The organism is Massilia consociata (genome assembly GCF_042432755.1).
Lineage (GTDB): Bacteria > Pseudomonadota > Gammaproteobacteria > Burkholderiales > Burkholderiaceae_D > Telluria > Telluria consociata.
On record NZ_JBHLWP010000009.1, the window covers coordinates 461,455 to 481,943 of the forward strand.

Consider the following 20,489-nt stretch of genomic DNA (forward strand, 5'->3'; position numbering starts at 1 on the left):
TTCCGCGGCATCCTCGGAACACATTGCCCCGGCAGAAAGACAGGCGCGAAAAAAACCGCGGGCTTGCGCCCGCGGCTTCGTTCAAGACAAGCAGCTCAAGGCTTAGAACTTGTGGTTGTACTCGACCGTGAAGCGCCCATAACGCGGCGTCTGGGTCGACAGGACACGCTGGTAGCTGTCCAGCCTGGTCTGGGTCGAACCGCTGTTCAGCATTTCCTGGATCGACTGGGTGGTCTGGCGATTCGCGACGTTGAACACGTCGAGTTTCACCGACAGGCCCGGGACGAAGGACGGCAGGTAGGCCACGTTCAGGTCCAGGCGCGTGGTCCACGGCAGGCGGCCTTCGGAGCCGCGCGGAGCCGGACGGCCGAAGCAAGTCGCGTAGTACGAGCCATAGCTGTGTGCGGCCGGCACGGTCGGGTCGGCGCCCAGGCAGTTCATCGGACGGCCCGATTGCGCCAGCAGGTTGCCGCCGACCATCCACTCAGGCGTGACCTGGTAGAAGCCGAAGGCCTTCAGCTGGTGGGTGCGGTCGTTCGGCAGCGGGCCGTACTTGTCGCGCATCAGCTCGGGTTTGTCCCAGCTGATGGTGTGCGACACGTCGAGCTGGCCGATATCCGATTGGGTCTGGCCCTCGGTATTGCCGTAGTTCTTCGACCAGGTGTAGTTCACGCGGCCGTACCAGCCGTTGCGGAACGGATGCTCAAGGAACAGGTCCACCGCCTTGTAGGTGCGCTTCGCATCGTCAAAGCCGAGGTCGGCCTTGGAGAGCTTCACTTCCGTCAGGTTGGTACCGGTGTTGGCGAAGTCGACCAGGAAGGTGTTGTCCTCGCCCGGGTTGAAGGCCGCGCAGCCGAAGCCGGTCCAGTTCCTGGTGTCCACGTTCGGGTTACGTGCCAGCCACGCCTTGAATGGACGGTCGTCGCACATGTCGTCGATGGTCGAGCGCAGGGTGCGGTAGGTTGCGCGGGCGCCGAACGTGAGGTCGGGCGTGAGCGCGCGTTCGAAACCGAGCGTCAGTTCGTCCTGGAAGGTCGGACGCAGGTTGGTGGCGGCAACGCTGTTCGGGTGCTTGACCTGGAAGTACTCGTTGTTGGTCGAGAACGGCGCCGGCACCAGCGCTACCAGGCCCTGCGGTGCACCGGTGGTCGGATCGACGCCGGTGTAGGTGAACGACTGGGTGGTGAACAGCGAACGCGATGCGCCACGGACCGAGATGTTGGTCGGGACCTGCACGAAGTAGCGGCCGGCGGTACCAAACACCTTGAAGCTCGAATCGCCGTTGACGTCCCAGGATGCCGCGAAGCGCGGGGCGATCTGGTCCTTCATGTCCATGAACTTCTGCTGGTCGCCGTTACGGTTCTCGAACTGCTCGTTACGCACGCCGATCGTCAGCAGCAGGTCCTTGGTGACTTGCCAGCGGTCTTCGATGTATTGCGCCGACTGGTCCGAATAGGCGTCGGTCACCGAGGTGAACTTGGTTTCGGTCACGTAGTAACCCTGGAGGCCATAGCCTCCGCCGCTGGCGGGCGCCACGACCACGTTCTGCAGCGGAATCGGGGTGGTAGGCGGCTGGGCGCTGCGCGCATAGGTCCAGAGACCGCCGCCGGCGCGGTACAGGCCGGCGTCCACCGAGCTCAGACGGTTCTCGTCGATACCGGCGCGGATCGTGTGGTTGCCGATCTTGTATTCCAGGTCCAGACGCGCGGATTCGACCGTATCCCGGCCACCCGTTACCGGAATGTTGCCGCTGATGGGGTTCGGGTTGGGATAGGAAAGTCCCGGGACGCGTGCCGCGACCGTGGACGAGACCTGGTAGACGTTCGGGTTCACGCCCGGATACGTGCCGTAGGTGTTCTCGTGCTTGGTGGTCGAACGGCCATACAGGGCGGTCAGCGTCAGGTTGTCGGTCAGGATGCCGGTGTATTTTGCAATGTTGACGATGCCGCCGACCGGCGTTTCGCCCGAGAAGTTCTTGTAGTGTTCGCTCGCGCCGATGACGCCGTTGCGAGCGCTGGTGGCGTAGTTATAGCCGGAGAGGTATTTGTCCTTCTTCGACGTATCGCCGAAGCCGGTGTACTCGAGACGGTGGTTGTCGTTGATGTTCCAGTCCAGCTTGACCAGGTAACGGGTGGTCTCGGTTTCCGACTCTTCCCAGCCGCGGATGCCGGCCGAGGTGCTGGTACGCAGGCCGTTAACGGCATTGGTGCCCGAGAAGTCGGTCCGCGACTGCTCCAGCGAACCGAAGAAGAACAGCTTGTCCTGGATCAGCGGACCGCCGACGTTGACGCCGACCAGCTTGCGATCGGTTTCGTTTTCCGAACGGCGGCGGTACAGGGTGCCGTCGGTCGCGGCCGTATTGGTCGCGCCCACGACCGGGTAGTAGATGTCGACCTGGCTGGCTCCCAGCTTCTTCGGTTCCCATTGCGCGATGCCGCCCACTTCCCAGCGGTTGGTGCCGCTCTTGGTCGTGATGTTGGCAACCCCGCCGACCGAGCGGCCGAATTCCGCGCCGAAGCCGCCGGTGAGGATCTGCGCCTGGCTGATCGCCCCGAACGGCAGTTCCATGTAACCCAGCTGGGTCAGCGGGTTGGTGACCGGGAAACCGTTGACGTAATAGGCGTTTTCAGAGACCGCGCCGCCGCCGAAGCTGTTGGCGCCGTTCGGGTAGCGGTTGTCGCCCTGGGTCGTGTTCGGCGCGATCAGGATGATCGACTCGACGTTGCGGGCAACCGGCAGGTTCTGCAGCTGGGCCGCAGTGAAGATGGCGCCGTTGTTGGTGTTGGTCACGTCGATCGCGCGGCGGCGGCCGACCACCTGCACCTGCTGGGTCGTGAACACGGCTTCGGCGCCCTGGCCGATCAGCACCTCGACTTCGCGGGTCTGGATGACCGTGCCGTTGCGCACCAGCTGGACCGAGTAGCGGCCCGGCGGCAGCGAGGTAGCCGCGAAGCGGCCGTTGCTCTCCACGGAGGCAGTCCGGCGCAGCTTGGTGTCCAGGTTTTCGATCACGACTGTCGCGCCGGCCGGGCTCTCGACCACGCCGTACACGTTACCCGTTGTATTCGATTGCGCCAGTACTGTCGAACTCATGCCCAGCGTCAGTGCGGTCGCCCCGAATGCGAGGGCAAGCGAACGGGCCAGTTTCGTTTTTACTGCCATGAACTCTCTCCTATTCTCTGTATATCTGCCGCCAAGGTGGAAGCAGGCTGACATCTCCCCCGGCCACGGGCAGCATCGTGGGCTGTCCGGCGCTAAGAAGAATGCAACGATTGTATGTATAAACTACATTGTTGCGAGCAACGTTTGCGAAATAGAAATTCCGGTTTCAGCATGCGATTAGCATGCAGATTGTCAATATTCGTAAATACGCGGGAGATACGGGCTCATCCGGCACTTTTCGCTGCAAATCGCGCAGTGGACGCGGGAGACGCCGGCCGGGGGGCGCGCCAAATTGATGTTGTGAAAACGCAACCGCCGGGAGCGGGCACCATCGTTCAAGAGTCATTCATACTGGTGAACCGGGTAGGTGTCCGACCTACCCGATAGTTCGCCTCCCACCTTGCGGTACAACGAAATCTACTCGACATTAGCATACATAATGTCGAGTTCGATCCTGGCTGGGGATGACGCCTATGGGTAACCTCTTTTGTACGTTTTTGAGCTGAGGACAGGTAGTTGCGGTAGTTCTGCCCGGCATGTTGTTTGGGAAGGCAGCCAGTTTGTAGCAGTTCGTACCGGCACCAATACGGGACGTTGGCAAACACGGCCCACTTTCCATAGACCCGCCTTTTCCGCGAGTGCCTGCCGCTACGCTTGGCGTTCCCTCCCCCTGCAAAATCCGTTTCCACCCCATGCTTTTACACGCCGGTCGTGCCGGTCCTGCCCTTCTGCCCGGGTCGCGCAGTGGGGCACGGGCGCCGCTGCCCCGCCCGCCCGTCATGGACCATGCTCCCCCGCCATGACACGCGCATACCCAGCGCAGGCAGGAGTCGCCCATCGACGCTGGCGCGGCGGTGGTGGCGCCAGTTGAGGACTACCTCCCCCGCCGCACCTGCGCTGGGGACACGCGCCCGCGCACGGATGGCGCACGCCCGTTTGCGCCCGGATGCTCAAGTGGGTAAGAATGTGCTTATGCGAACTGATCACTCGAAAGGATGAGCATGGCCATTACCGTGAAGAACACGACGCCGGACACCACCAAGGTGATGCTGGTCGGCGAGATGATGGACGGCAGCTTCGACGCCAAAGTCATGGCGGAAACCGATGTGCCCTATACCAAGTACTGGGACAACGAACTGGAGCAGCGGATTGTCTACCTGCAGCCCGACCAGGAGCAGCTCGCTTCAATCGTCGCCGCATTGAACGAACGCCGGCTCTCGCTCGACGACCTGCAGAACTTCGGCGGCTCGGCCGGCGGCACGTCCGAACTGCCCATCTGAGCGAAGGCTATCCGGACTTGTCCGGAGGGACCAGGCGCGAGCCCGATCCCAGGATCTCGTCGTGCCGTTCGTGATCGCGCTTGTGCAGGTAGGCCGCCGTGGTGGCGATGTTGGCGTGGCCGGCGGTGTCCTGCAGCGTCTTGAGCTGCACGCCGCTGTTGGCATGGTTGGTCAGCATGCTGTGGCGCAGCCAATGGGTTGAAGCCTGGCGCAGCGCCGCCGCGCTGTCGCCGTCGCCCTTCGCCGCGGCATTGCCGGCCGCGGCAAGGAACACGGCCTTCAGGGCCTCGGAGGCCGCTTCGTCGGTGATGCGCGCCGGCTCCTTGCTCCGGCTCGACAGCACGAGGGGGGTGCGGTCGGTGCGGTTGGCCTCGGGCGGCAGGTTGAAGGCCCCGCGGTAAGCGCGGTAGGCGGCCAGCATCGCCGGCGGAACCGGCAGCCGGCGCGGCTTGGCGCCCTTTCCCATCACGTCCAGCCACCAGCGGCCGTCACCCTCGCTGTACACGGCGCCCATGTTCGCGCTGACGATCTCGCTCAACCGCGCGCCGGTCTGGGCGAAGGCGATGAGCAGGAAACGGTCGCGCTCGCGCTGGCGGATCGCCGCCGGGGTGTCGGCGCTGCGCGCGCCCACCGTATCGATCGCATGGGCGATGGCTTCCGGCGTCAGGTAGCGCGTGATGCGGCTTGCATGCGGCGCCCGCACGTTACGCACCAGCCGGGCCGGGTTGCGCCGCAGGTAGCCGGTCTGCTCGGCATAGTTGAGCAAGCCCTTCACGGCGATCATCGCCTGGCGCCGGCTCGCATCCGACAGCGGGCCCGAGAACGGACGGTAGCGCGGATCGTTGCGCGGCCACTTCGTCGCCGAGACCCATTCCGGCGGTGGATTGCGGATGAACTCCTTGTAGGCGTTCAGGTCGGCCACGTTCAACTGGTGGAAGGTCTTGCGCGCCTCTTCGCGGCACCAGGTCAGGAAACGGTACAGCTCCTTCTGCGTGTTGGCGATCGACTTCGGACTGAGTTCGCCATGGCCGATGTATTCGCGTGCCAGTTCGGCGTCGGTCTGGGCGTCGGTGACCGGTTCGTCCGCGATGCCGCGAAATACCCCGCCGCGGGCGCTTGCAGCGGTGCGCTCCAGCGTATCTTCGGGCGGCGGATCGAGGTCGATCGGGAGGAAATGGGGCATGGTGATGCAAGTAATACTGTGATTATGTACAGTATAGCACCGTGCTCGACCGGCACCAAGGGCGCCGCGGGATGCCGCTTCCGTAGCCGTTCACGCCGCCGTTCCGGTATAGTATTGGCGCCTTCCGTCCCCTCATTGGAGCCTTCATGTCCCGTTTCCTGAACCAGGCGGCGCTCGCCGCCCTGCTCTCCCTTCCCTTCGCCGCCGGCGCAGCCCAACCGGTCATCGAGGTCTACAAGACCGCGACCTGCGGCTGCTGCAAGCAGTGGATCAAGCACCTCGAAGCCAACGGGTTCACGGTGAAGGCCCAGGATGTGGACGACCCGTCCGGCTACCGCGAAAAATTCGGCATCCCGGCGCAGTACGGTTCCTGCCACACCGGCCGCGTGGGCGGCTATGCGGTCGAGGGCCATGTGCCGGCCGCCGACATCAAGCGCATGCTGGCCGAGAAACCGAAAGCGCGCGGGCTCGCGGTGCCGGGCATGCCGATGGGCTCGCCCGGCATGGAAGGTTCGCGCAAGGATACGTACGAGGTGCTGCTGGTGAAGGATGGCGGCAAGACGGACATATACAAGCGCTACGAAGGGGACCGCCAGGCGGGCCGCTAGGCCGGCCGGTCCGAAAGCGCGCGCCTGGCCGGTGGCGGCTGGGCGATAATCGGCTTCCATGCACATGGAGGCCGACATGCCCAACCAGACCACTCAGAACGACCCATCCACGACGCTCGGCGTCGGCGGCACCACCAGCGGCCAGCAAGGCGCGACCCCGCAGCACGAGACCCAGCAGGAGACCGGGGGCAGCGGCGGCGATGGGCTGACGCGCAACCAGGCCGGCGAGACCGCCAACGCGCCGGACGGCACGGTGGCGGCCAGCCGGCACGGGCATGCGCACGGGAGCGAGCACGAGGGCGAGCACGTCGTGGCCGAAGGCAGTGCCATGACGAACGCGGGCCGCGGCCCGCAGGACACCCGCCCCGACCAGGCCAGCCCGACCGGCACCGGCCTGGGCACGCCGGAAACCGGCGGCAACCAGGACGAGCGCGACCTGCCTCCGGCACGCTAGGCGGTCTGCTGCCGGGGGCGGCAGGTCTGCTACATGCGGATGGTGCCGTGGTCGGCGTCCACGTCCGGCGTCGTACCGGTGACCGCGGCCTTGGCCATCGCGAACAGGCGCACCATCTTGCTGTCGTTCGAGTCCCAGTATTCGGCCGCATGCGGCATCACCCGCACCAGGACCACGTGCTCGTCTTCCGGCCCGGCCGGGAACCAGGCCTGTACCATCGGGTTCCACATCGCCTGGACCTGGGTACGGTCCACCACGCGCTCGGCGATCCCGCTCACCGAGACGTAGGTGCTGTCGTCGCTGTTGGCGAAGCTGACGTTGACTTCCGGTTCGTGGGCGATGTTGTCCCACAGTTCGGTCGTACTGCGGGTATAGAACCACAGGCCGCCCTCGGCGTCGACCTGCTGGTTGGTCATCGGCTGGCTGACCAGGTGGCCGTTGGCATCGCGCGTCGTGAACATGGCGAAGCGCATCGATCCGATCTTGTCCGACAAGGCGGCAGCGCGTGCCTGGGCATTGTGTGCTGACATGGCATTCCCCGTTGCTTGATTGGTGGTGGGATCGATGCTAGCGCGCCGCACCCGGGTCATCGGTGCGGCTGCGAACACTGTCCCGCCCTTGTCCCTCTGGCAAGGCCCCGGCGCGGAATGTGCAAATCGTCTATAGTGATGCCTCGCTACAAAAACAACATCCACAACACATCCCAATGAAATTTGACGTTGCAATCGTCGGCAGCGGACTTGCCGGCCTGTCGGTCGCCCTGCACCTGGCCCAGACCCGCAAGGTGGCAATCATCTCGAAACGCGCGCTGCTGGACGGTGCCAGCAACTGGGCACAAGGCGGCATCGCCGCCGTCCTCGATTCCGCCGACAGCCACGACCAGCACATCGCCGATACCCTGGTGGCCGGCGCCGGACTGTGCGAGGAAGCGGCAACCCGCTACATCGTCGAGAACGGCCGCGCGGCCATCGAATGGCTGATCGAACAGGGGGTGCCGTTCACGCGCGACGCCTCGGCCGAACTGGGCTTTCACCTCACCCGCGAAGGCGGCCATAGCCAGCGCCGCATCATCCACGCCGCCGACGCCACCGGCCACGCGGTGCAGGTCACGCTGGAGCAGAAGGTGCGCGCGCACCCGAACATCTCCCTGTTCGAGCACCACTGCGCGATCGACGTCATCACCTCCGACAAGCTCACCGGCTCGGGCGTGCACGGCGCGATTCACGGTGGTATTCCGCACCTGGTCGGCCAGCCGCGCTGCTATGGACTGTACGTGCAGGACGAAGAGAGCGGCCAGGTGCTGACCTTCGAGGCCGAGCACACCGTACTGGCCACCGGCGGCGCCGGCAAGGTCTACCTGTACACGACCAACCCGGACACCGCCACCGGCGACGGCATCGCCATGGCCTGGCGCGCCGGCTGCCGGGTCTCGAACATGGAATTCATCCAGTTCCACCCGACCTGCCTGTACCACCCCTATGCAAAGTCCTTCCTGATCACCGAAGCGATCCGCGGCGAAGGCGGCCTGCTCAAGCTGCCGCCAGGGGCAGGCGCCGCCGGCGGCACCCGCTTCATGCCGGCACATGACGAGCGCGGCGAACTGGCCCCGCGCGACGTCGTCGCGCGCGCCATCGACTTCGAGATGAAGAAGCGCGGCCTCGACTACGTCCACCTCGACATCAGCCACCAGGATCCGGCATTCCTCAAGGAGCACTTCCCGACCATCTACGCGCGCTGCCTGGAACTGGGGATCGACATCACGAAGGAACCGATCCCGGTGGTGCCGGCGGTGCACTTCACCTGCGGCGGCATCGTCACCGACCTGGCCGGGCGCACCGACATCCCGGGCCTGTATGCCGTCGGCGAGACCGCCTGCACCGGCCTGCACGGCGCCAACCGCCTGGCCAGCAATTCGCTGCTCGAATGCGTCGTCATCGGGCGCGCCTGCGCGCACCAGATCGCGGCCGCGCCGAAGATCGAGAACCCGGCCCTGCCGCCCTGGGACGAGAGCCGCGTCACGAACGCCGACGAGGAAGTCGTCATCGCCCACAACTGGGACGAACTGCGCCGCTTCATGTGGAATTATGTCGGCATCGTGCGCACCACCAAGCGCCTCGAGCGGGCCCAGCACCGGATCGCGCTGCTGAAGGAGGAGATCGACGAGTACTACCGCAACTTCCGCATCACGCACGACCTGCTGGAACTGCGCAACCTGGTCGAGGTCGCTTCGCTGATCGTCAACAGCGCGCTCTCGCGCCACGAAAGCCGCGGCCTGCATTATTCTCGCGACTTCCCGGACACGCTTCCCAAGGCACTGCCGAGCGTGCTGACGCCGGACCGCCGCTGACTCCCCGCTTCTACCGGCCCCGTATCGCGGGGCCGGCTTCCCCGCCATGAACCGCCCCTCCCTCACGCCTTCCACCATCCTGCTGCTGACCGTGCCGCCGGTCCTGTGGGCCGGCAATGCCATCGTCGGCCGCCTGGTGCGCGACGCCGTACCGCCGATGACGCTCAACCTGATCCGCTGGACCATCGCGCTCGCGGTGCTGGTGCCGCTGGGCAGGGCCGCATTCCGGCACGGCAGCGGCGCCTTGTCCAATTGGCGCCGCTACGCCGTCCTCGGGCTGCTGGGCGTGGGCCTGTACAACTCGCTGCAGTACCTGGCATTGCAGAGCTCCTCGCCGATCAACGTCACCCTGGTCGCCTCCGGGGTGCCGGTCTGGATGCTGCTGGTCGGACGCCTGTTCTACGGGGTACCGGTGCGTCCGCGCCAGGTCGCCGGTGCCGTGCTTTCGGTCGCCGGCGTGCTGGTCGTGCTGTGCCGCGGCGACCTGGGCGAGCTGCTAAGCCTGCAGCTCGTCATCGGCGACCTGTACATGATCCTGGCGACGATCGCCTGGTCCTTCTACAGCTGGATGCTGATGCAGAAAAAGGATGCGCCGGCGCTGCGTGCGGACTGGGCGGCCTTCCTGCTGGTGCAGGTAGGCTATGGCGTGCTGTGGTCGGCAGCATTGACCGGTGGCGAATGGGCGCTGCAGGGGGTAGAGGTCGGCTGGAGCTGGAGCCTGGGCGCGGCGCTGCTGTATGTGGCGCTGGGTCCGGCGATCCTGGCGATGGGCTGCTGGGGTGCGGGGGTTCAGCGCGCCGGCCCGAACATCGGCGCCTTCTTCATCAACCTGACGCCCCTGTTCACGGCGCTGCTGTCCTCGGCCTTCCTCGGGGAAGCGCCGCACCTGTACCACGTGCTGGCCTTCGCCATGATCGTCGGCGGGATCGCGGTGTCCGCCCGCTGAGGCGGCCGAACCTCGTTCAACAAGCCGGAAGATACGGTAGCGAAACGTGTTTCGGTGCCGTGGAGCGTGATGTTACGATCCCAGCCAATGGAGGATCACGCAACATGGCAGAAGGTTACACCGTTCAAGACCATGCCGAGAGGCTGGCGGAGTTCCTGGAACGGTATCCGCGCACGCTGGTACTGACGGGCGCAGGCCTGTCCACCGCCTCGGGCATTCCCGATTACCGCGACCGCGACGGCACCCGCCGCGGCCGCCTACCTATCCAGGGGCCGGAATTCCGGCGCTCGGTCGACATCCAGCGCCGTTACTGGGCACGCAGCATGGTCGGCTGGCCGGTCATCGCGCGGGCGGCCCCCAATCCCGGCCACCGTGCCCTTGCCGGACTCGAACAGCACGGCCGCTTCGGCTACCTGCTGACCCAGAACATCGACGGCCTGCACCAGCAGGCGGGCAGCCATGCGGTCCTCGAGCTGCATGGAAACATCCACAGCGTGATCTGCATGGGATGCCGCGCGCAGTTCCCGCGTGCATTCGTCCAGACCCAGCTCGAAGAAGCGAACCCGGAGCTGGCCAATGCCCTGGCGACGCCCTTGCCCGACGGCGATGCCGCCATCGAACCGGATTCGCTGCTGGGTTTCAATCTGCCGGCCTGCGTCCATTGCGGCGGCCCGCTCGCCCCGGACGTCGTATTCTTCGGAGACGGCATTCCGCCGCCGCGCACGGCCTGCGCCCTGGCCCAGATGGAAGCGGCCGATGCGCTGCTGGTGGTCGGCTCCTCGCTGATGGTGTATTCGGGCTTCCGGTTCTGCCGCATGGCGACGGAGAATGGCAAGCCGATCGCCGCGATCAACCTCGGACGCACCCGCGCCGACCACCTGATCGCACTCAAGATAGAAGAGTCGGCCGAGCGGTTGCTGCCGCGCGTAGCCGGCCTGCTCCACGCGGAGGAGCCGGAGGAGTCACCACCCGTCATCGACCATAGGGGAATTCTGTGACCACAAGCTACCGTAGCAGTACAAGCACCACCACAAGGACCGGCGGCACGCGCCGCTCCGGCGCGCTGAGCGCCGGCGCCGTCCTGGCAGGCATCGGCCTGGCTGCCTCTTTCTTTTATGTCCGCGCCAAGACCAGGCAGGCCGAGCGCGACAATCCGCCGCAAGGGCGTTTCGTCGAGGTCGATGGCGTGCGCCTGCATTACCTCGAACGCGGGAGCGGGCCGGCACTGGTGCTCCTGCACGGCAATGGCGTGTATGCCGAAGATTTCGCCACCAGCGGCCTGCTCGAACGCGCGGCGGAGCACTACCGCGTCATCGCGTTCGACCGGCCAGGCTTCGGCTACAGCGAGCGTCCGCGCACCACCGTCTGGACACCGGACAAGCAGGCGGCCCTGCTGCACGGCGCCTTGCAACAGCTGGGCGTCGAATCCGCGATCGTCGTTGGCCACTCCTGGGGCACGATGGTCGCGCTGGCAATGGGTCTGCAGGCGCCGGAGTTCGTGCGCGGACTGGTGCTGCTGTCGGGCTACTACTACCCCAGCGTGCGGCTCGAGGTGCCGGTCCTGGCGCAGCCGGCGGTGCCCATCGTTGGCGACCTGATGCGCTATACAGTCTCGCCGCTGCTCACGCGCCTGTTGTGGCCGAAACTGACGAAACGGATGTTCGCGCCGATGCCTGTGGCCGAGCGCTTCAAGCGTTTCCCGGTATGGATGGCGCTGCGGCCGAAGCAGCTACGTGCCAGCGCGGCCGAAACCGCCCTCATGGTGCCGGCGGCGATGTCGCTGGCGAAGCGCTACACCGAGCTGAAGGTCCCGGCGGTTGTCGTGGCCGGCACGCGGGACAAGATCATCGACTGCGGCCACAACTCGGAGCGTCTCAGCGAGCGCCTGGCGGACAGCCAGTTGTTGCTGGAACCTGGCGTCGGCCACATGACCCACTACGCCCATCCGGAAAAGGTGATGGCGGCGATCGACGAGATCGCGGCCCACGTGGGCGAACCGGTGCACATGCGCACGCCGGAGGCCGAGGCGCTGGCGCGGGCCAGCGAGAGCGGGGTCTGATCTTGCCCGACTGAAGATCAAGCAGCAAGCTTCGTCTGCCCGAGGAGTCGTTCCGGCACGGGCCGGACGAGGCCGGGAACCTGCAGTCCCCGGCCGCTCAGCCGTTGATGACGAACTTGATGACGATCCCTGCGGTCAGCGCGAGGAAGGTGACGAGTGCCAAGCCGCCGTGCAGCGCCGGCGAGCCGATCGACACCTGGGACGTCCTCGGATCCTGCTCCAGCCTCAGCGCTTTTCCGAACATCACGGGACGCAGGAAGCCCCGGATGCCTACCAGGGACATGCCGATGCCGAAGCACAGGTCGGCCGTGCTGTTCGTGCTGATGCCGATCGACAGCGACGGCAGGCCCAGGAAGAGGCCGAGTGCCAGCCACAAGATACGCGCGCCCAGCGAAAGGCGAAGTCTGCTCCAATCCATTGTTCAATCCACCTTGTCGACGATACGAAGCGAATAATCGGTAGCGCGCACGTCCTTGGTCAGGCTGCCGATCGAGATGCGGTCCACGCCCGTCTCGGCGATGGCGCGCACCGTGTCCAGGTTGATGCCGCCCGAGGCCTCGAGCAGTGCGCGGCCGGCATTCACACGCACCGCTTCGCGCATCATGGCGAGGTCGAAGTTATCCAGCAGCACCGACTTGACGCCGGCTGCCAGCGCTTCTTGCAGCTCGGCGATGGTTTCGACTTCGATCTGTACCGGCACGCCGGCGCCCAGCGCGTCGGCAGCATGCAGGGCCCTGGTGACGCCGCCGGCTGCCGCGATGTGGTTTTCCTTGATCAGGATCCCGTCGTACAGCGCCATGCGCTGGTTCTTGCCGCCGCCGACGCGTACCGCGTATTTCTGCGCCTGGCGCAGGCCCGGCAGGGTCTTGCGGGTGTCGAGAATGGCCGCGTTGGTACCCTGGATCACATCGACGTACCTGCGGGTCGCAGTCGCCACGCCCGACAGCAACTGCATGAAGTTCAGCGCGGCGCGCTCGGCCGTGAGCAACGAACGCGGGCAGCCTTCGATGGTGCACACCACCGAATCCTTCGCCATCACGTCGCCTTCGGCGTATTGCCAGTCGATCTCGGTGTCCTGGTCGACGGCCAGCATCACGCCTTCGAACCAGGGCGCGCCGCACAATACGGCTTCTTCGCGGACGACTACGCGGGCCTGTACGCGCGGCTCGAGCGGGACCAGCTTGCCGGTAAGGTCGCCGGTGCCGACGTCTTCCAGCAGCGCCGCCAGGATGTTGGTCTCGAAAGCCGACTGCAGTTTCTCGTCGAACCGGCCCTCGGAAATAAACGGGTTACGCAACGTGGTCATGCCGGGCCCACTCCCTGGAACAGCTTGGCGTTCTGCTCGAGCGCACCGCTCGGCAGGGCTTGTGCCTTCTTGGCGGCGGCGAAGTCGAGCATGCGGTCGATTGCGCGCTTGGCCTGGCGGCCGATCTCCGGATCGACGTGTACTTCGTTGGCGCCTGTTTCGAGCACGTCCGCCAGGTTCTTCAGGCCGTTCATGGCCATCCACGGGCAGTGCGCACAGCTCTTGCAGGTGGCGCTGTTGCCGGCGGTCGGCGCTTCAATGAAGTGCTTGCCCGGCGCGGCCGCGCGCATCTTGTGCAGGATGCCGTTGTCGGTGGCGACGATAAAGGTGGTTGCCGGCAGGTTGACCGCCGCGTTGATCAGCTGGGTGGTCGAGCCGACCACGTCGGCCTGCGCCACCACCGAAGCCGGCGATTCCGGATGCACTAGCACCTTGGCCTCCGGATGTTCGGCCTTGAGCAGGTCGAGTTCGACGCCCTTGAATTCGTCGTGCACCAGGCAGGACCCCTGCCATAGCAGCATGTCGGCGCCGGTCTGTTTCTGGATGTATGCGCCCAGGTGGCGGTCCGGCGCCCACAGGATCTTCTTGCCCTGCGCGTGCAGGTGCTTGACGATGTCCAGGCCGATCGACGAGGTCACCATCCAGTCGGCGCGCGCCTTCACGGCGGCGCTGGTGTTGGCATACACGACCACGGTGCGGTCCGGGTGCTGGTCGCAGAACGCCGCGAACTCGTCTGCCGGGCAGCCGAGGTCCAGCGAGCAGGTCGCGTCCAGGTCCGGCATCAGAATGGTCTTTTCCGGGCTCAGGATCTTGGCCGATTCGCCCATGAAGCGCACGCCGGCCACCACCAGGGTCTGGGCCGGGTGATCACGGCCGAAGCGGGCCATCTCCAGCGAATCCGACACGCAGCCGCCGGTTTCCTCGGCCAGGTCCTGCAGGTCGGCGTCCACGTAATAGTGGGCGACGAGCACCGCGTTGCGTTCCTTGAGCAGGCGCTTGATACGTTCCTTCAATTCCGTCTTCTCGGCGGCGGTCGGGGTGGCGGGCACGCGCGCCCAGGCCTCGGCCGTGGCCGGATTGATGGTGCAGGCGTCGCCGACCTGCGGGCGGTCGTATTCGTATGTCTTGATCGGTGCTGTAATCATGTGGGTGACGGTCTCATGATGTGTATGCGGAAGCGTTCCGGCGCTCGTAGGGTGGCCGGGTTTTCCCGGCCGCGCGTCCAGCTCCGCTATGCGTAGTAGCAGCGCAGTAGCAGATCGCGCCGGAGTCGAACGCGCGGTCGGCAGAGCCGACCACCCTACCCATCCTTATGCAATGCCCTGGCTCGTGAGGTACTCTTCGTAGTTACCCTGGAAGTCCACGATTTCGTTCTCGCGGATCTCGAGGATGCGGGTGGCCAGCGAAGAGACGAACTCGCGGTCGTGCGAGACGAAGATCAGGGTGCCGGCGTATTTATCGAGCGCAATGTTCAGCGACTCGATCGATTCCATGTCCATGTGATTGGTCGGTTCGTCGAGCAGCATCACGTTGTGGCGGCCCAGCATCAGCTTGCCGTACATCATGCGGCCCTTCTCGCCACCGGACAGCACTTTCACCGACTTCTTGACTTCGTCGCCGCCGAACAGCAGGCGGCCCAGGATCGAGCGCACCGCCTGGTCGTCGTCGCCTTCCTGGGTCCACTGGCCCATCCAGTCGGTCAGGTTCTCGCCGCCGGCAAATTCCTCGGTCGGATCCTGCGGCATGTAGCCGACGTTGGCGTTCTCGGCCCACTTCACGCGGCCCTGGTCGCTAGAGAGGCCCGTGATCTCCTGGCCGCCGATGCAACGCAGCAGCGTGGTCTTGCCGGCGCCATTGGCGCCGATGATCGCGATGCGCTCGCCGGCCTCGACCATGATCGAGAAATTCTTGAACAGCTGGCGGTCGTAGGCTTTCGACAATCCTTCGGTTTCGACGGCCAGGCGGTGCAGCTTCTTCTCGCCTTCGAAACGGACGAACGGATAGGCGCGCGAGGACGGCTTGAATTCCTCGATCTTGATCTTGTCGATCATCTTGGCGCGCGAGGTCGCCTGGCGGGCCTTGGACTTGTTGGCCGAGAAGCGGCGCACGAAGTCCTGCAGTTCGGCGACCTTTTCCTTGGCCTTGGCGTTGTTGGCCAGTTGCTGGTTGCGCGCCTGCGTCGAGGCCAGCATGTAGTCGTCGTAGTTGCCCGGATAGATCTTGAGCGTGCCGTAGTCCATGTCGGCCACGTGGGTGCAGACCTGGTTCAGGAAGTGACGATCGTGCGAGATGATGATCATCGTCGAGTTGCGCTCGTTGAGGATGTTCTCCAGCCAGCGGATCGTGTTGATGTCCAGGTTGTTGGTCGGTTCGTCCAGCAGCAGGATGTCCGGGTTCGAGAACAGGGCCTGTGCCAGCAGCACGCGCAGCTTCCAGCCCGGCGCGACGGCGCTCATCGGTCCCTGGTGCAGGTCGCCGGCGATGTCCAGGCCGAGCAGCAGTTCGCCGGCGCGCGCTTCGGCCGAGTAACCGTCGTATTCCGCGACCTTGCCTTCCAGTTCGGCGGCGCGCATATAGTCTTCGTCGGTCGCTTCCGGATTGGCGTAGATGGCGTCGCGTTCCGAGATGGCGTGCCACAGCTCGGTATGGCCCATCATGACGACGTCGAGCACGCGCACGTCCTCGTAGGCGAACTGGTCCTGGCGCAGCTTACCCAGGCGTTCGCCCGGGTCGAGGCTGACGTTGCCGGCCGACGGCTCGAGGTCGCCGCCGAGGATCTTCATGAAGGTCGACTTGCCGCAGCCGTTCGCACCGATCAGGCCGTAGCGGTTGCCTTCGCCGAACTTGACGGAGATGTTCTCGAACAGCGGCTTGGCGCCGAATTGCATCGTGATATTGGCTGTGGATAGCACTAGGAAACCTTTAGAAGCAGAGTTTGCGCGGAGTTCGCACGACATTCGCGCGAACAGCCCGATAAACCCTGCATTTTAGCACGCCCCACCCTGTTTATCGCAGCCTGGGGCGCCAATCCCCTACCCGCTTGCCTGTGTCAGGCCGGTTGGCCGGACGGGATCCCGGCCATCAAGCCGAGCGCGACTTCGCGGTTGCGCCGCGTCACACGCCGGATCTTGAAGAAAACCGCGCAGGCGGCCGCAGCCAGCACTGCCGCGGCACCGCCCGCGCCGCCGAACAGGAAGCCACCCACCGCGAAGAAAGGCCCGTACATGAGGATGTCGCCCAGTTCCTCTACCCACTCCGACCAGGTCGGATATTTCAGGATCGGCTTTCCCGAAGGAAGCTCGCGCCAGCCCAGGACGCTAGCCCAGTTCCCCGGCTCGGCAAACGCGACGGCATAGGCCGCTCCTGCCTGCGGAATGGCATTGCTCCGAAACGTAACGCCGTAATACGCGTGGCCGCCGCTCCTGAAGCTGAAGTCGCCACGGCCAGCCGCTACGTCGAACACTTCGTCGAAGTGGACTAGCTCGACTCGCATGCGCATCCTTGCGTGACGAGCCGGTCAGGCGCAGCCTGGACCGCTGCGCAGCGTCGGATAATCGGACAGCTTGAGCGTGAACCCGCAGGCATCCGCATCCAGCTGTCCCTGCGCGCCGAACGGAATCGTGACGCGCGTCGGAATGTGTCCGAAGGTGAGCCCGTGTATGACCGGAACCGGCAAAGTAGCGCGCAGGTAGGCCAGCATGGTGTCGAAATCGTAGCCGTTGTCGTTGGCGCCCAGCTTGTAGCCGGAAAAGTCGCCCAGCACGATGGCGCGCTGGCGGGCCAGGACGCCGGCCTGGTGCAGCTGCAGCAGCAGGCGCTCGACCCGGTAGGGATGCTCGGCAATGTCTTCGAGATACAGGATGCCATCGTCGATGCGCGGGAACCAGGGCGTGCCCAGCAAGGACACGAGCATGGCCAGGTTGCCGCCCCAGACCGTTCCGGCTTCCTGCACCCGCGGGTTGCCCGGCACGCATTCGGTAATGGTGTGGGTCGGCCCCGCCAGGCAGCGCCAGAAGTCGTCGAGCGTGAACCGCACCGGCTCGGCGACGCCGAAATCCGGCGTGATCATCGGGCCGGCATAACTCAGCGCGCCGGTGCGCGCGAACAGGCCCATGTGCAGGGCTGTGATGTCGGAGAAGCCGACCACCAGCTTGCCGCTGGCGGCGATCGCCTCGAAATCGACGTGCGGCAGCAGCCTGGTGGTGCCGTAGCCGCCGCGCAGGGCCATGATGAGATGAACGTCCGGGTCCTGGACGGCCGCATGGAGCTGGGCCAGCCGGCCCTCGTCGGTGCCGCCGAAACGTTCATGGATGCAGGCGTGGTCGTAGTAGTTGTGGACCAGGCAGCCCTGGCCTTCCAGGCGGGCGATGGCGCGGTCGACCGCGCACGGTTCGAGCGCCTGGCCGGCGGGCGCCACGATGGCAATGCCGATTTTCGGGGTGATCACTGATTGACGATTATTGTTTGACAAATAAGCGGGGTGTTGAGTCTGGCAACATCTTACCCCTGGCGTGGGCGTCGATCAAGGCAAGGAGCCGCTCGGCCAACTGCGGCGGGAGGTCGTGGCCCATGCCCTCGATGATCTCGAGGCGGGCGCCGGGGATCCGGCTGGCGGTGTCTTCGCCGCAGGCGGGCGGCACCAGTGGGTCGGCGGCGCCGTGGATGACCAGCGCGGGCGCGGTGATGGTGGCCAGTTGCGCGCAGCGGTCGCCCGAGGCGGCGATTGCCATCATCTGGCGTGCGACGCCGCCGGGACAATAGCTGCGGCGCACCGAGCGGGCAACGCGCTTGCGCAGCAGTTTTTCCGGCGTCGGATAAGCGGGGCTGCCGATGGCGCGCATGATCTTTACGCCCTGGTCGATGATGCTCTCGATGTCGGCGGCGTCGCCCGGCCGGCTGGACAGCATCTTGCGCACTTCCTTGGTGGGCCCGGGCAGCCCGCGGCGGCAAGTGCTCGACATGATCGAGGTCAAACTCAGGATGCGCTGGGGATAACGTGCTGCGAGGATCTGGGCAATCATGCCGCCCATCGAAACCCCGACCACGTGGGCGCGGGCCACGCCGAGCGCGGACAGGACGCCGATTGCGTCTTCGGCCATGTCGTCGAGGCGGTAGGCCGCGCGTAACGGCCAGCCGAGCTTGGATTTGAGCCATGCCAGCGTGAGGTTGGGCACGCCGGCCTGCTCGAACTTGGTGGACAGCCCGCAGTCGCGGTTGTCGAAGCGGATGACATAGAAGCCGAGCTCGACCAGGCCGTCCACGAACTCGTCGGGCCAGGCGGTCAGCTGCATGCCGAGGCCATGTACCAGCAGGAGCGGTACAGCCTTGGGGTCGCCTGCGGTGTCGAAGGCGATGCGGATTCCGTTGGCGTTCAGCGTAGGCATGGCACGATGTCGGCGCCGCGGCACACGCGGCATCAAATCATTCGGACGTCAGTCGGGCGACAGGAAAACCTCGCAGCCCGGAGGCAGCTTGAAACCAGCATACCACTTTCGATGGCGTGGGGGCGCTCAGGCAGGATCGGCGACCGGCTTCTGTTCGGCGGAAGGGATTTTCCGGGCTGCGGCCCTGCGTTCGGCGAAGAAGGCCTTGAGCAGGCTGCTGGCCTCTTGCGCCATCACGCCGCCCTGCACGGTCGTGTGGTGGTTCAGCGTTTCGTGCTCGAACAGGTTGACCACGGAGCCGGCGGCGCCGGTCTTCGGGTCCACCGCGGCGTACACCACCCGCGCCAGGCGCGCGTGCATCATCGCGCCCGAGCACATGATGCAGGGTTCCAGCGTGACGTAGAGTTCGCAACCGGGCAGGCGGTAGTTGCCAAGCTTTTCGGCCGCGGCGCGCAGCGCAACGATCTCGGCGTGGGCCGTCGGGTCGTGGCGCCCGATCGGCTGGTTGTAGCCGGTGGCGATCACTTCCCCATCCTTGACCACGACCGCGCCGACCGGCACCTCGCCCTCGGCCCAGGCCAGGCGCGCCTGCTCGATCGCCAGTTGCATGTAGCGTTCCGGCATAGGGTCACCCATACGATCAGGCGTCCGTGATCTCTGCCCAGCAGTTTGGGGTTTCGTGCAGCACCAGCTTGTGCAGGCGCAGGCCGGTACCGTAGCGGTCGGTAAAGACCGTCTTCAGGATGTTGAAGGCGACGCGCGCCAGGTTCTCCACGGTCGGGATGCAGCCGATGACCACGGTCTTGTGGCCGGGCAGCGATGCGAGGAACTCACGCACCTTGTCGTCTTTTTCGTACACGAGAAAGGCATGGTCCCACACGTCGATCAGATGCTCTTTCGCCAGCGTCTTGACGTCCGAGAAGTCCATGATCATGCCGTTGTCGGAATTTCCTTCAGCATCGATGACATCTCCGGTCAGCGTGATCTCGAGGGTGTAGCGGTGGCCGTGCAGGTTGCGGCACTGGCTCTTGTGGTCGGGAATGCGATGGCCGGCATCGAATTCCAGCTTGCGGGTAATGGTCAGCATTGCGGATGAAGGAATCTGGAACTTATGGAATCTGGAGGAGTTTGTGGGTCTGGATGCTGAGCTTCCACTTCGGGTTGCGGCGGCAGGTTTCGATCGCCAGGCGCGTGTTGTGCGCGGCGAGCGGGCCGTCCATCGGCTGCACGTAGAAGTTCTCGAAGTCCAGGTGTTCGTAGGCGGACAGGTCCTGCCCCGCCTGCGGGATGACCACCTTGATCTCGTTGCCCTTCTCGACCACGAGCTTCGAGCCCATTTTCGGGCTGACGCAGACCCAGTCCACGCCTTCCGGGACCGGCAGGGTGCCGTTGGTCTCGATGGCGATGGCGAATCCGCAGGCGTGCATCGCATCGATCAGCGCGTGGTCCAGTTGCAGCAGCGGCTCGCCGCCGGTGAAGACGACGTACTTGCTGGCAGCGTGCATGGCCGGCCACAAGCTGTCGATTTCGGCGGCCAGCAGCGCCGCGTTGCGGAACTTGCCGCCGCGCTCGCCGTCGGTGCCCACGAAGTCGGTATCGCAGAACGTGCAGACCGCGCTGGCGCGGTCTGCCTCGCGGCCGGTCCACAGGTTGCAGCCGGAGAAGCGGCAGAACACGGCCGGACGCCCGGCATGGGCACCTTCGCCCTGCAGGGTATAAAAGATCTCTTTGATGCTGTAAGTCACGAGATGGAATGGAAG

The 20,489-nt window shown here is 65.5% G+C and carries 20 protein-coding genes; 7 read left to right on the top strand and 13 right to left on the bottom strand.

The annotated features are described in order from the left end of the window. Positions 1 to 102: 102 nt before the first annotated feature. Positions 103 to 3,162, bottom strand: a complete 3,060-nt coding sequence (locus tag ACFFJK_RS09100) for an outer membrane beta-barrel protein (protein WP_379678789.1) — start codon at positions 3,160 to 3,162, stop codon at positions 103 to 105. Positions 3,163 to 4,163: 1,001 nt separating this feature from the next. Between ACFFJK_RS09100 and ACFFJK_RS09105 the strand changes: the two genes are divergently transcribed. After that, the gene (locus ACFFJK_RS09105; protein ID WP_379678790.1) at positions 4,164 to 4,442 is read left to right on the top strand and encodes a hypothetical protein; all 279 of its coding nucleotides are present in this window, start codon (positions 4,164 to 4,166) and stop codon (positions 4,440 to 4,442) included. A gap of 7 nt (positions 4,443 to 4,449) precedes the next feature. Here the strand turns inward: ACFFJK_RS09105 and ACFFJK_RS09110 are convergent, their stop codons facing one another. After that, positions 4,450 to 5,625 (bottom strand): tyrosine-type recombinase/integrase, encoded by a 1,176-nt coding sequence (locus ACFFJK_RS09110; RefSeq protein ID WP_379678791.1) that lies wholly within the window; start codon positions 5,623 to 5,625, stop codon positions 4,450 to 4,452. Between the two features lie 146 nt (positions 5,626 to 5,771). Here ACFFJK_RS09110 and ACFFJK_RS09115 point away from each other — a divergent pair, with 146 nt between their 5' ends. Both ACFFJK_RS09115 and ACFFJK_RS09120 read left to right on the top strand, forming a co-directional pair. Further along, positions 5,772 to 6,233: a DUF411 domain-containing protein gene (locus ACFFJK_RS09115; protein WP_379678792.1), complete on the top strand. Its 462-nt coding sequence runs from the start codon at positions 5,772 to 5,774 to the stop codon at positions 6,231 to 6,233. Positions 6,234 to 6,309: 76 nt separating this feature from the next. Then, positions 6,310 to 6,687 (top strand): hypothetical protein, encoded by a 378-nt coding sequence (locus ACFFJK_RS09120; RefSeq protein WP_379678793.1) that lies wholly within the window; start codon positions 6,310 to 6,312, stop codon positions 6,685 to 6,687. Positions 6,688 to 6,716: 29 nt separating this feature from the next. On the opposite strand, the gene ACFFJK_RS09125 is transcribed toward ACFFJK_RS09120, so the two are convergent. Then, positions 6,717 to 7,217 (bottom strand): pyridoxamine 5'-phosphate oxidase family protein, encoded by a 501-nt coding sequence (locus tag ACFFJK_RS09125; protein WP_379678794.1) that lies wholly within the window; start codon positions 7,215 to 7,217, stop codon positions 6,717 to 6,719. Positions 7,218 to 7,393: 176 nt separating this feature from the next. On the opposite strand from ACFFJK_RS09125, the gene nadB reads away from it, so the two are divergent. The 4 genes from nadB (at position 7,394) to ACFFJK_RS09145 (ending at position 12,039) form a co-directional block, all read left to right on the top strand. Then, positions 7,394 to 9,034, top strand: coding sequence for an L-aspartate oxidase (nadB, locus tag ACFFJK_RS09130; RefSeq protein ID WP_379678795.1), 1,641 nt, complete (start codon positions 7,394 to 7,396; stop codon positions 9,032 to 9,034). Between the two features lie 46 nt (positions 9,035 to 9,080). Then, on the top strand, positions 9,081 to 9,980 hold the full coding sequence (locus ACFFJK_RS09135; protein WP_379678796.1) for a DMT family transporter: 900 nt from the start codon (positions 9,081 to 9,083) through the stop codon (positions 9,978 to 9,980). Positions 9,981 to 10,084: 104 nt separating this feature from the next. Beyond that, on the top strand, positions 10,085 to 10,978 hold the full coding sequence (locus tag ACFFJK_RS09140; protein ID WP_379678797.1) for an NAD-dependent protein deacetylase: 894 nt from the start codon (positions 10,085 to 10,087) through the stop codon (positions 10,976 to 10,978). After that, a complete protein-coding gene (locus tag ACFFJK_RS09145) occupies positions 10,975 to 12,039 on the top strand; it encodes an alpha/beta fold hydrolase (protein WP_379678798.1) in 1,065 nt (354 codons plus the stop codon). Before ACFFJK_RS09140 ends, ACFFJK_RS09145 begins: the two co-directional genes overlap by 4 nt. 97 nt (positions 12,040 to 12,136) lie before the next feature. Here the strand turns inward: ACFFJK_RS09145 and ACFFJK_RS09150 are convergent, their stop codons facing one another. The 10 genes from ACFFJK_RS09150 to queE form a co-directional block, all read right to left on the bottom strand. Further along, complete coding sequence (locus ACFFJK_RS09150) at positions 12,137 to 12,415, bottom strand: hypothetical protein (protein ID WP_379678799.1); 279 nt, start codon at positions 12,413 to 12,415, stop codon at positions 12,137 to 12,139. A 45-nt stretch (positions 12,416 to 12,460) separates the two neighbouring features. Then, positions 12,461 to 13,345, bottom strand: coding sequence for a carboxylating nicotinate-nucleotide diphosphorylase (nadC, locus tag ACFFJK_RS09155; RefSeq protein ID WP_379678800.1), 885 nt, complete (start codon positions 13,343 to 13,345; stop codon positions 12,461 to 12,463). Beyond that, positions 13,342 to 14,490 (bottom strand): quinolinate synthase NadA, encoded by a 1,149-nt coding sequence (gene nadA, locus ACFFJK_RS09160; RefSeq protein ID WP_379678801.1) that lies wholly within the window; start codon positions 14,488 to 14,490, stop codon positions 13,342 to 13,344. The genes nadC and nadA overlap by 4 nt, the downstream gene beginning before the upstream one ends. Positions 14,491 to 14,655: 165 nt before the next feature. After that, a complete protein-coding gene (locus tag ACFFJK_RS09165; RefSeq protein WP_379678802.1) occupies positions 14,656 to 16,257 on the bottom strand; it encodes an ABC-F family ATPase in 1,602 nt (533 codons plus the stop codon). A 137-nt stretch (positions 16,258 to 16,394) separates the two neighbouring features. Continuing rightward, on the bottom strand, positions 16,395 to 16,838 hold the full coding sequence (locus ACFFJK_RS09170) for a hypothetical protein (RefSeq protein WP_379678803.1): 444 nt from the start codon (positions 16,836 to 16,838) through the stop codon (positions 16,395 to 16,397). 24 nt (positions 16,839 to 16,862) lie between these two features. Beyond that, entirely contained in the window at positions 16,863 to 17,792 is a 930-nt protein-coding gene (gene ldcA / locus ACFFJK_RS09175; protein ID WP_379678804.1) for a muramoyltetrapeptide carboxypeptidase, read from the bottom strand. Between the two features lie 10 nt (positions 17,793 to 17,802). Further along, positions 17,803 to 18,729 (bottom strand): alpha/beta fold hydrolase, encoded by a 927-nt coding sequence (locus tag ACFFJK_RS09180; RefSeq protein WP_379678805.1) that lies wholly within the window; start codon positions 18,727 to 18,729, stop codon positions 17,803 to 17,805. Positions 18,730 to 18,855: 126 nt separating this feature from the next. Beyond that, positions 18,856 to 19,365, bottom strand: coding sequence for a tRNA adenosine(34) deaminase TadA (tadA, locus tag ACFFJK_RS09185; RefSeq protein ID WP_379678806.1), 510 nt, complete (start codon positions 19,363 to 19,365; stop codon positions 18,856 to 18,858). 4 nt (positions 19,366 to 19,369) lie between these two features. After that, complete coding sequence (queD, locus tag ACFFJK_RS09190; protein WP_379678807.1) at positions 19,370 to 19,816, bottom strand: 6-carboxytetrahydropterin synthase QueD; 447 nt, start codon at positions 19,814 to 19,816, stop codon at positions 19,370 to 19,372. A 22-nt stretch (positions 19,817 to 19,838) separates the two neighbouring features. After that, a complete protein-coding gene (gene queE, locus ACFFJK_RS09195; RefSeq protein WP_379678808.1) occupies positions 19,839 to 20,474 on the bottom strand; it encodes a 7-carboxy-7-deazaguanine synthase in 636 nt (211 codons plus the stop codon). Between the last annotated feature and the right edge of the window lie 15 nt (positions 20,475 to 20,489).

What these genes read in the sequence shown, in the direction of transcription:
- ACFFJK_RS09100 (WP_379678789.1), bottom strand. Translation starts at nt 3,162, where the DNA reads ATGGCAGTAAAAACGAAACTGGCCCGTTCGCTTGCCCTCGCATTCGGG.
- ACFFJK_RS09105 (WP_379678790.1), top strand. Translation starts at nt 4,164, where the DNA reads ATGGCCATTACCGTGAAGAACACGACGCCGGACACCACCAAGGTGATG.
- ACFFJK_RS09110 (WP_379678791.1), bottom strand. Translation starts at nt 5,625, where the DNA reads ATGCCCCATTTCCTCCCGATCGACCTCGATCCGCCGCCCGAAGATACG.
- ACFFJK_RS09115 (WP_379678792.1), top strand. Translation starts at nt 5,772, where the DNA reads ATGTCCCGTTTCCTGAACCAGGCGGCGCTCGCCGCCCTGCTCTCCCTT.
- ACFFJK_RS09120 (WP_379678793.1), top strand. Translation starts at nt 6,310, where the DNA reads ATGCCCAACCAGACCACTCAGAACGACCCATCCACGACGCTCGGCGTC.
- ACFFJK_RS09125 (WP_379678794.1), bottom strand. Translation starts at nt 7,217, where the DNA reads ATGTCAGCACACAATGCCCAGGCACGCGCTGCCGCCTTGTCGGACAAG.
- nadB (WP_379678795.1), top strand. Translation starts at nt 7,394, where the DNA reads ATGAAATTTGACGTTGCAATCGTCGGCAGCGGACTTGCCGGCCTGTCG.
- ACFFJK_RS09135 (WP_379678796.1), top strand. Translation starts at nt 9,081, where the DNA reads ATGAACCGCCCCTCCCTCACGCCTTCCACCATCCTGCTGCTGACCGTG.
- ACFFJK_RS09140 (WP_379678797.1), top strand. Translation starts at nt 10,085, where the DNA reads ATGGCAGAAGGTTACACCGTTCAAGACCATGCCGAGAGGCTGGCGGAG.
- nadC (WP_379678800.1), bottom strand. Translation starts at nt 13,345, where the DNA reads ATGACCACGTTGCGTAACCCGTTTATTTCCGAGGGCCGGTTCGACGAG.
- nadA (WP_379678801.1), bottom strand. Translation starts at nt 14,490, where the DNA reads ATGATTACAGCACCGATCAAGACATACGAATACGACCGCCCGCAGGTC.
- ACFFJK_RS09170 (WP_379678803.1), bottom strand. Translation starts at nt 16,838, where the DNA reads ATGCGAGTCGAGCTAGTCCACTTCGACGAAGTGTTCGACGTAGCGGCT.
- ACFFJK_RS09180 (WP_379678805.1), bottom strand. Translation starts at nt 18,729, where the DNA reads ATGCCTACGCTGAACGCCAACGGAATCCGCATCGCCTTCGACACCGCA.
- tadA (WP_379678806.1), bottom strand. Translation starts at nt 19,365, where the DNA reads ATGGGTGACCCTATGCCGGAACGCTACATGCAACTGGCGATCGAGCAG.
- queD (WP_379678807.1), bottom strand. Translation starts at nt 19,816, where the DNA reads ATGCTGACCATTACCCGCAAGCTGGAATTCGATGCCGGCCATCGCATT.